Annotated in this window: 17 protein-coding genes and 1 other annotated feature; of the genes, 8 read left to right on the forward strand and 9 right to left on the reverse strand. The window is 54.0% G+C overall.

The features are described 5' to 3' along the window. The first annotated feature begins 71 nt into the window (after window positions 1–71). The 4 genes from bamD (at window position 72) to pheA (ending at window position 2,846) form a co-directional block, all read left to right on the forward strand. Window positions 72–809, forward strand: a complete 738-nt coding sequence (gene bamD / locus KGP25_RS18020; RefSeq protein WP_023308867.1) for an outer membrane protein assembly factor BamD — start codon at window positions 72–74, stop codon at window positions 807–809. A 268-nt stretch (window positions 810–1,077) separates the two neighbouring features. Beyond that, the gene (gene raiA, locus KGP25_RS18025; RefSeq protein WP_008502470.1) at window positions 1,078–1,419 is read left to right on the forward strand and encodes a ribosome-associated translation inhibitor RaiA; all 342 of its coding nucleotides are present in this window, start codon (window positions 1,078–1,080) and stop codon (window positions 1,417–1,419) included. Window positions 1,420–1,529: 110 nt separating this feature from the next. Continuing rightward, window positions 1,530–1,655, forward strand: a sequence feature (Phe leader region). Next, a complete protein-coding gene (gene pheL, locus KGP25_RS18030; protein ID WP_100249759.1) occupies window positions 1,531–1,578 on the forward strand; it encodes a pheA operon leader peptide PheL in 48 nt (15 codons plus the stop codon). Its footprint overlaps the feature before it by 48 nt. Window positions 1,656–1,685: 30 nt before the next feature. After that, window positions 1,686–2,846: a bifunctional chorismate mutase/prephenate dehydratase gene (pheA, locus tag KGP25_RS18035; protein WP_021242003.1), complete on the forward strand. Its 1,161-nt coding sequence runs from the start codon at window positions 1,686–1,688 to the stop codon at window positions 2,844–2,846. On the opposite strand, the gene KGP25_RS18040 is transcribed toward pheA, so the two are convergent. From KGP25_RS18040 to aroF, 3 genes are read right to left on the reverse strand one after another with little or no spacing between them, the layout of a single operon-like run. Next, the gene (locus KGP25_RS18040) at window positions 2,843–3,715 is read right to left on the reverse strand and encodes an SMP-30/gluconolactonase/LRE family protein (RefSeq protein WP_223539405.1); all 873 of its coding nucleotides are present in this window, start codon (window positions 3,713–3,715) and stop codon (window positions 2,843–2,845) included. The genes pheA and KGP25_RS18040 overlap by 4 nt on opposite strands. Before the next feature lie 60 nt (window positions 3,716–3,775). Beyond that, window positions 3,776–4,897, reverse strand: a complete 1,122-nt coding sequence (gene tyrA, locus KGP25_RS18045; RefSeq protein ID WP_126796488.1) for a bifunctional chorismate mutase/prephenate dehydrogenase — start codon at window positions 4,895–4,897, stop codon at window positions 3,776–3,778. Between the two features lie 10 nt (window positions 4,898–4,907). Further along, entirely contained in the window at window positions 4,908–5,978 is a 1,071-nt protein-coding gene (gene aroF, locus KGP25_RS18050; RefSeq protein ID WP_045909256.1) for a 3-deoxy-7-phosphoheptulonate synthase AroF, read from the reverse strand. A gap of 214 nt (window positions 5,979–6,192) precedes the next feature. Here aroF and KGP25_RS18055 point away from each other — a divergent pair, with 214 nt between their 5' ends. From KGP25_RS18055 to KGP25_RS18070, 4 genes are all read left to right on the forward strand, one after another. Next, window positions 6,193–6,567 (forward strand): DUF2799 domain-containing protein, encoded by a 375-nt coding sequence (locus tag KGP25_RS18055; RefSeq protein ID WP_045909257.1) that lies wholly within the window; start codon window positions 6,193–6,195, stop codon window positions 6,565–6,567. 138 nt (window positions 6,568–6,705) lie between these two features. Next, window positions 6,706–7,257 (forward strand): YfiR family protein, encoded by a 552-nt coding sequence (locus KGP25_RS18060; protein WP_198920986.1) that lies wholly within the window; start codon window positions 6,706–6,708, stop codon window positions 7,255–7,257. Next, window positions 7,250–8,470: a diguanylate cyclase DgcN gene (gene dgcN, locus KGP25_RS18065; RefSeq protein ID WP_045909259.1), complete on the forward strand. Its 1,221-nt coding sequence runs from the start codon at window positions 7,250–7,252 to the stop codon at window positions 8,468–8,470. Before KGP25_RS18060 ends, dgcN begins: the two co-directional genes overlap by 8 nt. 12 nt (window positions 8,471–8,482) lie before the next feature. After that, a complete protein-coding gene (locus KGP25_RS18070) occupies window positions 8,483–8,968 on the forward strand; it encodes an OmpA family protein (RefSeq protein ID WP_045909260.1) in 486 nt (161 codons plus the stop codon). Between the two features lie 2 nt (window positions 8,969–8,970). Here KGP25_RS18070 and KGP25_RS18075 read toward each other — a convergent pair whose 3' ends face one another. From KGP25_RS18075 to rpsP, 6 genes are all read right to left on the reverse strand, one after another. Further along, window positions 8,971–10,341, reverse strand: coding sequence for a PepSY-associated TM helix domain-containing protein (locus KGP25_RS18075; RefSeq protein ID WP_223539406.1), 1,371 nt, complete (start codon window positions 10,339–10,341; stop codon window positions 8,971–8,973). 37 nt (window positions 10,342–10,378) lie between these two features. Then, complete coding sequence (locus KGP25_RS18080) at window positions 10,379–10,783, reverse strand: DUF2946 domain-containing protein (RefSeq protein WP_223539407.1); 405 nt, start codon at window positions 10,781–10,783, stop codon at window positions 10,379–10,381. A gap of 132 nt (window positions 10,784–10,915) precedes the next feature. Further along, window positions 10,916–11,263 carry a 50S ribosomal protein L19 gene (gene rplS / locus KGP25_RS18085; RefSeq protein ID WP_002914145.1) on the reverse strand — a complete coding sequence of 116 codons (348 nt, stop codon included), beginning with the start codon at window positions 11,261–11,263 and terminating at the stop codon, window positions 10,916–10,918. Window positions 11,264–11,306: 43 nt separating this feature from the next. After that, a complete protein-coding gene (gene trmD, locus KGP25_RS18090) occupies window positions 11,307–12,074 on the reverse strand; it encodes a tRNA (guanosine(37)-N1)-methyltransferase TrmD (RefSeq protein WP_008502493.1) in 768 nt (255 codons plus the stop codon). 31 nt (window positions 12,075–12,105) lie between these two features. Further along, window positions 12,106–12,645: a ribosome maturation factor RimM gene (gene rimM, locus KGP25_RS18095; RefSeq protein WP_032640972.1), complete on the reverse strand. Its 540-nt coding sequence runs from the start codon at window positions 12,643–12,645 to the stop codon at window positions 12,106–12,108. Between the two features lie 15 nt (window positions 12,646–12,660). Next, a complete protein-coding gene (rpsP, locus tag KGP25_RS18100) occupies window positions 12,661–12,909 on the reverse strand; it encodes a 30S ribosomal protein S16 (protein WP_003863133.1) in 249 nt (82 codons plus the stop codon). Between the last annotated feature and the right edge of the window lie 115 nt (window positions 12,910–13,024).

Below are 13,024 nucleotides of genomic sequence, written 5' to 3' on the forward strand. Positions count from 1 at the left end.
TGTAGCTGGTCTTAATCGGGAGCAGGAACAGAGTTTCTCCCGGACAAACATTTGAGGAAAGTCAAAACGTCATGACGCGCATGAAATATCTGGTGGCAGCGGCCACGTTGAGCCTGGCTTTGGTGGGCTGCTCCGGTTCAAATGAACAGGTCCCTGACAATCCGCCGAATGAAATCTATGCGACTGCACAACAAAAGTTGCAGGACGGTAACTGGAAACAGGCAATAACGCAACTGGAAGCGTTGGATAATCGCTATCCATTTGGTCCGTATTCGCAGCAGGTACAGTTAGATCTCATCTACGCATACTATAAAAATGCCGATCTGCCGCTGGCTCAGGCAACCATCGATCGTTTCATGCGTCTGAACCCGACTCATCCTAACATCGACTACGTGATGTACATGCGCGGCCTCACCAACATGGCGCTGGACGACAGTGCGCTGCAGGGCTTCTTCGGCGTGGATCGTTCCGACCGTGACCCGCAGCATGCGCGTGATGCTTTCAATGACTTCTCCAAGCTGGTGCGCGGCTATCCGAACAGCCAGTACGTGACCGACGCCACCAAACGTCTGGTGTTCCTGAAAGATCGTCTGGCGAAATATGAATACTCTGTGGCGGAATATTATACCCGCCGTGGCGCATGGGTTGCCGTGGTTAACCGCGTAGAAGGTATGCTGCGTGATTACCCGGATACTCAGGCAACGCGCGACGGCCTGAAGCTGATGGAAAATGCTTACCGTCAGATGCAGATGACCGCTCAGGCTGAAAAAGTGGCGAAAATCATCGCCGCGAACAGCAGCAACACCTGATTTTGCCTCAATGCAAAACGGCAGCCCGAAGGCTGCCGTTTTTTTATTCGTTTCTGAGCGTCGCTGAAGCGCGTTAGCCTCAACACATCCTGTCAACTATGGCCCCAATTTATGCCTTCTACAAGGTAAATCTCACCTCTTCCTGCCCTGCCTCACAAAAAAGATTCCCTGACAAAAACCGACAAAATAACGTGATCTAAATCACACATTTTGACATTAGGTCGGGTATGCTGGAATCACCAAGACGGAAAGACAAGAGGTAAAATTTATGACAATGAACATTACCAGTAAACAAATGGAAATTACTCCGGCAATTCGCCAGCACGTCGCAGACCGTCTCGCCAAACTGGATAAATGGCAAACACATTTGATTAATCCACATATCATCCTGTCCAAGGAGCCGCAGGGTTTCATCGCTGACGCAACTATCAATACTCCAAACGGCCATCTGGTCGCCAGCGCAAAACATGAGGATATGTACACCGCTATTAACGATTTGATCAACAAGCTGGAACGGCAGCTCAATAAAGTGCAACACAAAGGTGAAGCCCGTCGCGCCACAACGTCGGTGAAAGACGCCAGCTTCGCGGAAGAAGTTGAAGAAGAGTAATCCTTTAAATTGAGTGTACCGCCAACGCGCCTTCGGGCGCGTTTTTTGTTTTTTATTGACAGGGTGAAAACAGTACGGGTACTTTAACGGTATCACTCACAGGATGACTTTATGAAACTTACGCCGTTCTTCTTCGCATTCTTTTTTACCTTCCCCTGAACGGGAGGCGTTTCGTCGTGTGATAAAGAATGCGAAGACGAACAACAAGGCCTCCCACACCGGGGGGCCTTTTTTATTGATAACGATAAGATGAGACAGGCAACACTATGACACCGGAAAACCCGTTACTGGATCTGCGAGTAAAAATCAGCGCGCTGGATGAGAAACTGCTGGCGCTGCTGGCCGAACGCCGCGCCCTTGCCGTTGAAGTGGGTAAAGCCAAACTGGACTCCCATCGTCCGGTCCGTGATATCGACCGCGAGCGGGATCTGCTGGAACGGCTCATTCAGCTCGGCAAAGCGCATCACCTCGATGCCCACTACATCACCCGGTTGTTCCAGCTCATCATCGAAGATTCCGTTCTGACCCAGCAAGCGCTACTGCAGCAGCATCTCAATAAAACCAATCCGCACTCTGCGCGTATCGCTTTCCTCGGGCCAAAGGGCTCCTATTCTCACCTGGCCGCACGTCAGTATGCCGCTCGCCATTTCGAAGAATTTATTGAAAGCGGCTGCGCGAAGTTTGCCGACATTTTTAACCAGGTCGAGACCGGCCAGGCGGATTACGCCGTGGTGCCGATTGAAAACACCAGCTCCGGCGCCATCAACGATGTCTACGACTTGCTGCAGCACACCAGCCTGTCGCTGGTCGGCGAGTTGACGATCCCTATCGATCACTGCGTGCTGGTCTCCGGTTCAACGGACCTGAACACGATCGAAACCGTCTACAGCCACCCGCAGCCGTTCCAGCAGTGCAGCCAGTTCCTGAACCGCTATCCGAACTGGAAAATTGAGTATACCGAGAGCACCTCGGCGGCGATGGAAAAAGTCGCCCAGGCGAATTCCCCCACCGTCGCGGCGCTCGGCAGCGAAGCGGGCGGCGCGCTGTATGGTTTACAGGTGCTGGAACGCAACCTGGCAAACCAGACGCAAAACATTACCCGCTTCGTGGTGCTGGCCCGCAAGGCAATCAATGTCTCTGACCAGGTACCGGCTAAAACCACGCTGCTGATGGCTACCGGCCAACAGGCCGGTGCGCTGGTTGAAGCCCTGCTGGTACTGCGTAATCACAACCTGATCATGACCCGGCTGGAATCGCGCCCAATCCACGGTAACCCATGGGAAGAGATGTTCTACCTCGATATCCAGGCCAACCTCGAGTCTGCTTCCATGCAGAAAGCCCTGCGCGAGCTGGGCGAAATCACCCGCTCCATGAAAGTGCTGGGCTGCTATCCGAGCGAAAACGTCGTCCCGGTCGATCCGATCTAACGTTCGATAAAGCGGCTTTTCTTCATCCCTGCCACGCTCACCGGCAGGGTGAAGATGGCGCCGGAGAGCGGATATTTCGTCACCTCCTCCGCATCCATATTTTCCCGCGTGGTGGTAATAAACAGCGTTTTCATATCATCGCCGCCAAAGCAGACCATCGTCGGGCAACGTACCGGCATGCGATACTCTTCCAGCTGCTCCCCTTGCGGTGAAAAACGCGCGATGCGCCAGCCGTCAAACAGCGCGCTCCAGTAGCAACCTTCCACATCCATCGCCGCGCCGTCCGGTATCCCCTCGCCCTCTTTAAACTGACTAAACACCTCTCGCTTACCCGGTTCGCCCTGCTCATCAAGCGGAGTACGGTAAATCACACCGTTTGGCGTGTCTGAGGTAAACATCCACTGCTTATCCGGGCTAAACGCTAAGCCGTTGTGCCCGTGAATATCGCACTGGATCACCTTCGGCGTCAGGTCGTTGTCGATGCGCATCAGCAGGGCGCCGTTGTAATCTCCGGGTCCCCAGAACGTGCCCGCATAGAACCGGCCCTGATGGTCGGTACCCCCATCGTTAAAACGCGCCAGCTGCGGGTTAGAGGGGTTGTCGCACACCTTGCGCTGCAGAAGGCCATGCTTATCGGCAAGCCAGATGCCATTGCGCATGGCGACAATAAACCCGCCGCGCTCGCGAAGCGCGAAACAGCCCACCTCCTCGTGGAAAGAAAGCACGGTGTGTTCCGCCGTCGGCAGATGGTAGCGGTGGATCTCTCCTTCCAGAATATCGGCCCAGTAGAGCGCGTGCTCGTCGGCGCTCCACGTCGGGCATTCAGGCAAATGCCCGGTGTAATTCAACAGCAGCTGCGGTTCGGCCATGACAGTTCCCCAAAATGAAAAAAGCCAGCAATGCTGGCTTTCAGTATATACATCATCGCATTACTGGCGACTGTCATTTGCCTGGCGCAACAGCGTCCGGCTCTCGCTCTGGAAACGCTGCGCGTAATCGCCAAACCAGTGCTCGACCTTGCGGAAGCTGTCGATAAAGGCCTGTTTGTCTCCGTGCTCCAGCAGCGTAATGGCTTCACCAAAGCGCTGATAGTAGCGCTTGATCAGCGCCAGGTTATTTTCCGAGGACATAATAATATCCGCGTACAGTTGCGGATCCTGCGCGAACAGACGCCCGACCATCGCCAGCTCCAGACGATAGATAGGTGAAGAGAGCGCCAGCAACTGTTCAAGCTGCACGTTCTCTTCCGCCAGATGCAGGCCGTAGGCAAACGTCGCAAAGTGGCGCAGCGCCTGAATGAACGCCATGTTCTGGTCGTGCTCAACCGCGCTGATGCGGTGCAGCCGTGCGCCCCATACCTGAATCTGCTCCAGGAACCACTGATAGGCTTCCGGCTGACGACCGTCACAGTAAACCACCACCTGCTTAGCCAGGCTGCCGCTGTCCGGGCCAAACATTGGGTGCAGACCCAGCACCGGCCCCGTATGCGCCGCCAGCATAGCCTGTAGCGGACCATTTTTGACGGAGGCCAGATCCACCAGGATGCAATCTTTCGGTAAAGGAGGCAGCTTCCCGACGATTTGCTCCGTCACGTGGATCGGCACGCTGACGATAACCATTCCGGCATCTTTCATGAGTTCCGGCGCCTGGGCCCAGTCCTCTTTTTCCAGAATGCGCACCTGATAACCAGAAAGGGTCAGCATTTTTTCAAACAGGCGCCCCATCTGTCCTGCACCGCCGACAATCACCACCGGACGCAGGGTCGGACAAAGGGTTTTGAAGCCCTTGTCGTTTTCACTGGAATAGGACTCCCGCATCACGCGACGCAGAACATCCTCAATCAAGTCCGGCGAAACGCCCAGCGCCTGCGCCTCTTTGCGACGGGAGGCCAGCATGGAGGCCTCGCGCTCCGGGACGTAGATCGGCAGGCCGTATTTACTTTTCACCTCACCGACTTCGGCAACCAGGGCCATGCGGCGCGCCAGCAGATCCAGCAGCGCCTTATCCACTTCATCAATTTGATCGCGCAGTGCGGTCAATTCAGCAACCATAACTACCCTCTTAAGCCAGACGCGTCGCCAGATGGCCGTTTAAATCTTTATGGATCTCACGCAGCAGCGCATCGGTGGTCTCCCAGCTGATGCAGGCATCCGTCACGGAGACGCCGTGCTTCATGGCGCTGCGCGGTTGTTCAGATGATTGATTGCCTTCATGAATATTGCTCTCAATCATCAGACCGATAATCGAACGATTGCCATCTTTGATCTGTGCGACCACGGATTCCGCAACCGCAGGCTGGCGACGGTAATCTTTATTCGAATTACCATGACTGCAATCTACCATCAGTGCCGGGCGCAGTCCCGCCTGCTCCATCTCTTTTTCACACTGCGCCACGTCCGCCGGGCTGTAGTTCGGGGCTTTCCCGCCACGCAGGATCACGTGACCGTCCGGGTTGCCCTGCGTTTGCAGGAGGCAAACCTGGCCCGCCTGGTTGATACCGACGAAACGGTGCGGCATGGCGGCAGCGCGCATGGCGTTGATCGCCGTCGCCAGACTGCCATCGGTACCGTTTTTAAAACCAACCGGCATCGACAGACCAGACGCCATCTCGCGGTGGGTTTGCGATTCCGTGGTACGCGCGCCAATCGCGGACCAGCTGAACAGATCGCCAAGGTATTGCGGGCTGTTCGGATCCAGCGCTTCGGTTGCCAGAGGCAGCCCCATGCTGACCAGCTCCACCAGCAGGCGACGCGCAATCTTCAGACCTGCTTCCACATCAAACGAGCCATCCATGTGCGGATCGTTAATCAACCCTTTCCAGCCGACGGTGGTACGTGGCTTCTCAAAATAGACGCGCATCACCAGATAGAGGCTATCGCTGACCTCCTCCGCTAATGCTTTAAATCGACGAGCGTACTCAATGGCGGTTTCAGGATCGTGAATGGAGCAAGGACCACACACCACCAGCAGGCGCGGATCGCGGCCGGCGATGATATTTGAAATGGTCTGACGCGAGTGCTCAATCTGAGCCTCCTGCGCGACGCTCAGCGGAAATTCCGCTTTCAGTTGATCCGGAGTAATTAAAACCTGTTCGTCAGTGATATGTACGTTGTTCAGCGCGTCTTTTTGCATGATGGCGATCCTGTAAAGCTCGTTTGCGATAGTTGTTTTCCTCAATGAGGTGAGACCACGATACCATAAAAAGTAAACATTTCAATCCAAAATACGTACACATTAGTTTACATAAGCCAATTTATTGCAAAAATCAGCCGATAAAAACGTAAAGTTTAAATTACAGACATATTTTCTTAAGCCAGGCTATGCTGAAGAAAAAAGGAGAATGGCTATGCGTTCAATTGCTCTCACGCTGTTGTCGCTGTTTTTAACGGGCTGCCAGATCAATCCTTACACCTTCCAGCCCGACTGGACCAGTCCATCCTGGTTTGATGCCGGTAAAGAAGACGCCATGAATGGCCTGCCGGTTAAAGATAACCAGACCCTGGCCGATAGTTTTAACGACACCCACGTTGATCGTAGCGAATATCTTCGCGGCTATGCCGATGGTCAGAAGAGAGTCTGCGAAGAAGGGTTTATTCACGCCTGGGGATTAGCGGGCAAATCTTTCCCTGCCAGTTGCGATACTGTCGAAAACGCGACAAAACTGCGTGCGTCATGGCAAAAAGGAATGGATGAAGGTATGCGTTCCAGCAGACTCAATTAAGTCTGCTTTTAACCACCGGAAAATAAACAACAGTAGGATTTAGCTTAGGTTGGCCTGAGGCTATTTCTGACATAATGACGGCTCTGATAAACAATGGTATTCTGCCCGCAACTCTTAAGGACATCTATTTCCGGAGCGATGTGGCGGATTCTGGTGAGAAATTTATTCTTGATCTCTTTTTTCCGACTCACTCTGGTGTTAATGCTGTTCCTTATGGTGGGCCCAGCGACGGCAGGCACGCTTACGGAAACGGATAAATCGGTACGTTCGATTGTCTCAGGCATTGTGAGCTATACGCGATGGCCGTCACTATCCGGGCAGCCCAGACTTTGCGTCTATGCCACTTCTCACTATACACACGCGCTCAGCGGCGACGAAGGGTACAACGAGTTACCCTATACTCCCGTTATTGTACGTAACGATCGGGAAGCCCTGGCCGCGACGTGCGATGCGATATATTTCGGGTCTGAATCACCGGCAAAACAACTTGAATTAATAAGTCAATATCAGGGCAGAGCGTTGCTATTAATCTCAGAGCAAAATCCGGAATGTGTAATTGGCAGTGCCTTTTGCCTGATGATCGATCGCGGCCAGGTACGGTTTTCCGTCAACCTGGATGCATTGACGCGCAGTGGCGTAAGAGTCAATCCGGATGTATTAATGCTGGCACGGAATAAGCAGCATGGATAAAGATTTCACATCAACGCCACGTCCGACGTTTAAAAGAACGTTGAGGCGAAACAGCATGATAAGCGTCATTATTACCATGACGTTAATATGGCTGTTGCTCTGTTTTGCTTCCGTCGTGACGTTAAAACAATACGCGCAAAAGAATCTCGAATTAACCGGCGCCACAATGAGCCACAGCCTGGAAGCCTCGCTGGTTTTCAACGACTCGCTGGCGGCCAACGAAACGCTTGCCGCCCTGGGCAAACAGGGGCAGTTTGCCGCGGCGGAGGTGATTAACGCGCATAAAAAGCGGTTCGCCTACTGGTCCTGGAACCCGGAGGATAACAACGACACGCTGGGCGCGCTGGTCAGTCGCTGGCTTTTCCCCGTACCGGTTGCGCAGCCCATCATGCATAACGGCTTAACGATCGGCGAAATCCGCCTTACCGCACGCGACAGTTTGATCAGCCATTTCATCTGGACATCGTTTGCCGTATTGACCGGCTGCATTCTCTTTGCCGCCGTCGTCGCGCTCATCATTACCCAGTCTTTGCATCGTGGAATGGTCACGGCCCTGCAGAACATTACCGACGTCGTGCATGACGTACGCACGAACCGCAACTTCTCCCGCCGGGTGAAAGACGGCCGTATCGAAGAATTTCACCAGTTTGGCGAGGACTTCAACAGTCTTCTGGATGAAATGGAAGAGTGGCAACTGAAGCTTCAGGCGAAGAACGCTCAGCTGTTGCGGACCGCCATGCACGACCCGCTTACCGGTCTTGCCAACCGCGCGGCGTTTCGTAACAGCATTGCGGCATTAATGAACGACCCTTCAGCCAGAACAAACTCGGCCCTGCTCTTCCTCGACGGTGATAATTTTAAGTTTATTAACGACACCTGGGGACACGCGGCAGGAGACTGTGTGCTGATCGAAGTCGCCAGCAGGATGATGGAGTTTGGCGACAAACGTCATCAGTCTTACCGTCTTGGCGGAGACGAATTTGCCATGGTGCTGTACGGCGTTCACTCCGAGCTTGAGGTTCAACACATTTGTGCTGCGCTTTCGCAGCAGTTTATCCGTCCGTTTGATCTTCATAACGGACAAAAAGCATCGATGTCACTCAGCATTGGCTTTGCTCTTGCGTGGGAAAATGCTTCCGTGGAAGCATTACTGGAGAGGGCTGACCGCAATATGTACCAGGTTAAAAACCAGCGTACGAAAACAATAAGTTAGAAAGGATACACTATGTTAAAACGTTACTTCGCGCCGTTAGTACTGGCCTCACTGGTTCTGGCAGGCTGTCAGTCGCCGCCGGAAGGCAAATTCACTCCTGAGCAAATTGCGGCGATGAAGTCTTACGGTTTTAACGAACTGAACGGTGACTGGTCGCTTGGCATGTCGGACACCATCCTCTTTGATAAAAATGACGCCCGACTGCGCCCGGAAAGTGAAACGCAGATCCAGTCCATGGCCTCTCGCCTGGCGGAAACCGGCCTGAACCACGCGCGAATGGACGGTCACACGGATAACTACGGGGAAGAAAGCTACAACGAAGCGCTGTCGTTAAAACGCGCCAACGCCGTGGCCGACGCCTGGGCGAAGGGGGCAAATATCCCGCGCAGCAATCTCACCACGCGGGGATTAGGTCAAAAATACCCTGTTGCGAGCAACAGTACCCCGCAAGGGCGCGCTGAAAACCGCCGCGTCGCAGTGGTGATCAGCACGCCATAGGGTTATTTAGCGGATGAATCGGCGAGCGTCACTCGGGTTGCCGCTCGCCAGCGCAGCCAGTCCACCAGAACAAACAGCGCCAGACTCACGCCCATTACCGGCAGGGCCAGCCCCAACAGCACGCTGGTTATCACCGTAACGCCTCTTCCCCATTCTGACAGCGCCAGCCAGCTCTGGCACAGCGTCTGTACCGGACTCACTGCCGATTGCGCAGGACGACGCATCCACCACATCCGGTATCCCCAGATAATGAGCACGCACAGGGCGAGGCCGAACGCCACGAGCAGCAGCTGATTTGCCAGGCCGAATAAGATCCCCATATGGAAATCCACGCCCCAGCGGGTCAGTTTAGCCATTAACGGAAAATCCTCGAATCGGGTCCTGTCCAGGATCTGCATCGTATGGGGATCTACCGCAACGGCGTCCACCTGGGTCGGCCAGCTGCGATCGATTTCCGTCACGGTCCAGGCACGATCCCTCGTTTTCGCCGGCCGGATCTCCAGCTTGCTGGCATCAATCCCCGCGTGACGCGCCGCACTTAACACCCCGTCAAACTGCGTCAGATCCATCGCCATTTCCGGCATCATCATCCCACCGTGATGACCGCGATGTTCGGCATGTTCATCCACGATCTCATGTTGGCCGGATAGCGTCGTGTTCACCTGCGGGGTGAGCCAGTTCATCTCTGCACGCAGCTTATCCACGTTCCCGCCAGCCCACTGGGACCAGGTCAGGCCGGTTGCGGAGAACAGCAGCATTCCTCCCAGCAGAACCCAGCCCAGCGTCACGTGCACCCGACGCCGGTTCTGGAAGCGATTGTTGATCCGTCGTTTGGGTCGGGTATAAAACCACAGGGCAATACCGCCCAGCGCGGCAACCCACATCCACGAGGCCGCAAGCTCGCTGTAGAGGCGCCCAATGTCGCCCAGCATCAGGGACGTATGCAGGTAATCAATAGTCTGACGCAGGGGTAAAATCCCGCTGGTGCCGTATACCGTCAGATCTCCCAGCACCGCCAGGCTCACCGGATCGATAAAGATAGCCCGGTTCTCCGATGGCCCAAGTTTCGGGTCAGCGAACATCACGCGGGTGGTTTCGCCCGCAACCAGCCCCGGACGAACGGCGTGCAAACGTAAATCTGATCCAACGGTTTTTTCCGCCACGGCGATTTGTTCCGCCAGAGGCTGTGGCTCGCCCACGGAATCCGCGTGGAGCGCGTGCCGGTAGAGTGCGTTTTCCAGCTGTGGGGTCGCCACATACAGCGTCCCGGTCAGCGCGGCGAAGAAGATAAACGGGCCGACAAACAGCCCAACGTAGAAATGAAGGCGACGCAGCAGGTTTCCCCATGCCGCGCGCGAGGTGCAGGTAGTCATACTTTTCCTTTTTAAGGCAAAAAGTTATCGATATTTTTTATTGTGAAAAAGCAGACTGCCGCGGCGGCGCGCGGGTATCAGGGTAAAGCCAGGGGAAGAAGTGCCAGTGGTTGACCGCCTGACGCGGCGGCTTAACGCGAAGCCTCTGCAGCACCATGCTGAGCAGGACGATGAGCGCCAGCATCACGCCAGGGACATGCGCTAACAGCACGCAGTAGCCGCACGCTTCCGCATGGTCGACAGGCATCGAGTGCGGTATATCGCCGTGATGCTCGTCCATCGACATCATGCTCATCTCATGATGCATGCCAGGCATCGCGCTCATGGGATCTTTTTGCAGCGAGACGGAGATCAGCGGCGCCACGACGATCAGCAGGATCGCGAACAGCGCGGTCAATGCCGCTGCGCGTTTCCAGCTATGCTGATGCAGTACGTTATCCACTTCCCCTCCATTCAAGAGGCAAGCATTGTAAATGATTTATGACGAAAGGGTTAACGCGAGAGGTGCGATAGGATAAAAAAAGGGCCAGCCTTTCGGCCAGCCCTTTCTAACAGGATGTCGCTTAAGCGAATCTTAGTTCAGACGCTCTTTAATACGAGCAGACTTACCAGTACGCTCACGCAGGTAGTACAGTTTAGCTTTACGTACAGCACCACGACGTTTAACAGCAATGCTGTCAACTACCGGAGAGTGAGTCTGGAAGACACGCTCAACGCCTTCGCCGTTGGAAATTTTACGAACAGTGAATGCAGAGTGCAGACCGCGGTTACGAATAGCGATAACCACGCCCTCGAATGCCTGCAGACGTTTTTTGGAACCTTCAACAACCCATACTTTCACTTCCACGGTGTCACCTGGACGGAAGGAAGGTACGTCCTGCTTCATCTGCTCTTGTTCAAGTTGCTTAATAATGTTGCTCATAATTTAATCTCTTATCCTGGGTAAACTGATATTCGGGAGCGTATTACGCATTCCCATCATGTTCATGCTGCTGTTGCGCGTGTTCAGTTTTGAACTCGGCCAGCAACTTTGCTTGCTCTTCAGTCAGAGCCAGGTTTTCCAGAAGTTCAGGTCTTCTAAGCCAGGTTCGGCCCAGCGACTGCTTCAAACGCCAGCGACGTATCTCGGCATGGTTTCCAGACAGTAACACTGCCGGGACCTCCATCCCTTCTAACACTTCAGGACGAGTATAGTGTGGACAGTCCAGCAATCCATCGGCAAAGGAATCTTCCGTTGCCGAAGCTTCATGGCCCAGAACACCCGGAATAAACCGGGCGACGGAGTCAATCAGCGTCATTGCCGGTAACTCACCACCGCTGAGAACGTAATCGCCGATAGACCATTCTTCGTCAATCTCGGTTTGAATTACGCGCTCATCTATCCCTTCGTAGCGCCCACAGACCAGAATCAGCTTTTGATTCGTCGCCAGTTCGCTCACGCCCGCTTGATCAAGCTTGCGTCCCTGAGGTGACAGATAAATCACCTTTGCGCCTTCACCTGCCGCGGCTTTTGCTGTGTGAATGGCGTCCCGTAAGGGTTGCACCATCATTAGCATCCCCGGTCCGCCGCCGTAAGGACGATCGTCCACGGTACGGTGCCGGTCATGAGTAAAGTCACGAGGACTCCAGCTCTGGATGCTCAGCAGGCCATTCTTTACTGCCCGGCCAGTTACCCCGTAATCGGTAATCGCGCGGAACATTTCAGGAAACAGGCTAATTATGCCAATCCACATAGCGCCGTCTTTTACCGTTTATCCGGAGAATTTAAAAACCAGGATCCCAATCTACTTCAATGGTTTGAGTAGTGAGATCGACTTTCTTGATAACCTGTCCATCGAGGAACGGGACCAACCGCTCCTTGATGCCAAATGCATCTTTCAGGTTTGCCTTAATGACGAGAACGTCATTTGACCCGGTTTCCATCATATCGATGACTTTCCCCAGGCTATAGCCTTCGGTAGTGACTACCTGGCAACCCATAAGGTCTTTCCAGTAGTAGTCGCCCTCTTCCAGCTGTGGCAACTGCGACGAATCCACGACAATTTCACAATTAGTCAGCGCATTCGCGGCATCACGATCGTCAATGCCTTTCAGCTTGATGATGATGTCCTGATTGTGGTGACGCCAGCTTTCCAGCTCGACCTCTTCCCACTTACCGCCTTTCTGGATAAACCAGGGCTGGTAATCAAAAATGCTATCAGCGTCTTCAGTGGAGGAAAACACTCTGAGCCAACCACGGATACCGTAGCAAGAACCCATTTTTCCCAATACGATCGGTTCAACAGGTGCTTTATTGCTCATCATGACCACCGTGACAGATTAAGCTGCTTTGTTTGCTGCTTTGATCAGCGTAGCAACGCGATCGGAAACAGTAGCGCCCTGGCCAACCCAGTGAGCGATACGATCCAGATCCAGACGAGTTTCTTCTTCTGCGCCAGCGGCCAGTGGGTTGAAGAAACCAACGCGCTCGATGAAGCGACCGTTGCGTGCATTACGGCTGTCAGTCACAACAACCTGGTAGAACGGACGCTTTTTAGCGCCGTGACGTGCTAAACGAATAGTTACCATAACATCCTCTTGTGTGAATAAAACAACCGGGCCCCATCGAGGAACGGAGCCCGGGTGTCATATTAAAAGCCCGAAAATTTTACTCATTTTCGGGCAAAAAGCAATCTCAAAAGCG

The sequence above is a fragment of the Enterobacter sp. JBIWA003 genome (assembly GCF_019968825.1).
Lineage (GTDB): Bacteria > Pseudomonadota > Gammaproteobacteria > Enterobacterales > Enterobacteriaceae > Enterobacter > Enterobacter quasiroggenkampii.

Bases quoted from the DNA above. Each gene is read 5' to 3' on its own strand.
- aroF (WP_045909256.1), bottom strand. From the start codon at position 5,978: ATGCAAAAAGACGCGCTGAACAACGTACATATCACTGACGAACAGGTT.
- KGP25_RS18075 (WP_223539406.1), bottom strand. From the start codon at position 10,341: ATGACTACCTGCACCTCGCGCGCGGCATGGGGAAACCTGCTGCGTCGC.
- pheA (WP_021242003.1), top strand. From the start codon at position 1,686: ATGACACCGGAAAACCCGTTACTGGATCTGCGAGTAAAAATCAGCGCG.
- KGP25_RS18055 (WP_045909257.1), top strand. From the start codon at position 6,193: ATGCGTTCAATTGCTCTCACGCTGTTGTCGCTGTTTTTAACGGGCTGC.
- KGP25_RS18070 (WP_045909260.1), top strand. From the start codon at position 8,483: ATGTTAAAACGTTACTTCGCGCCGTTAGTACTGGCCTCACTGGTTCTG.
- rimM (WP_032640972.1), bottom strand. From the start codon at position 12,645: ATGATGAGCAATAAAGCACCTGTTGAACCGATCGTATTGGGAAAAATG.
- dgcN (WP_045909259.1), top strand. From the start codon at position 7,250: ATGGATAAAGATTTCACATCAACGCCACGTCCGACGTTTAAAAGAACG.
- tyrA (WP_126796488.1), bottom strand. From the start codon at position 4,897: ATGGTTGCTGAATTGACCGCACTGCGCGATCAAATTGATGAAGTGGAT.
- trmD (WP_008502493.1), bottom strand. From the start codon at position 12,074: ATGTGGATTGGCATAATTAGCCTGTTTCCTGAAATGTTCCGCGCGATT.
- bamD (WP_023308867.1), top strand. From the start codon at position 72: ATGACGCGCATGAAATATCTGGTGGCAGCGGCCACGTTGAGCCTGGCT.
- KGP25_RS18060 (WP_198920986.1), top strand. From the start codon at position 6,706: ATGTGGCGGATTCTGGTGAGAAATTTATTCTTGATCTCTTTTTTCCGA.
- KGP25_RS18040 (WP_223539405.1), bottom strand. From the start codon at position 3,715: ATGGCCGAACCGCAGCTGCTGTTGAATTACACCGGGCATTTGCCTGAA.
- rpsP (WP_003863133.1), bottom strand. From the start codon at position 12,909: ATGGTAACTATTCGTTTAGCACGTCACGGCGCTAAAAAGCGTCCGTTC.
- rplS (WP_002914145.1), bottom strand. From the start codon at position 11,263: ATGAGCAACATTATTAAGCAACTTGAACAAGAGCAGATGAAGCAGGAC.
- raiA (WP_008502470.1), top strand. From the start codon at position 1,078: ATGACAATGAACATTACCAGTAAACAAATGGAAATTACTCCGGCAATT.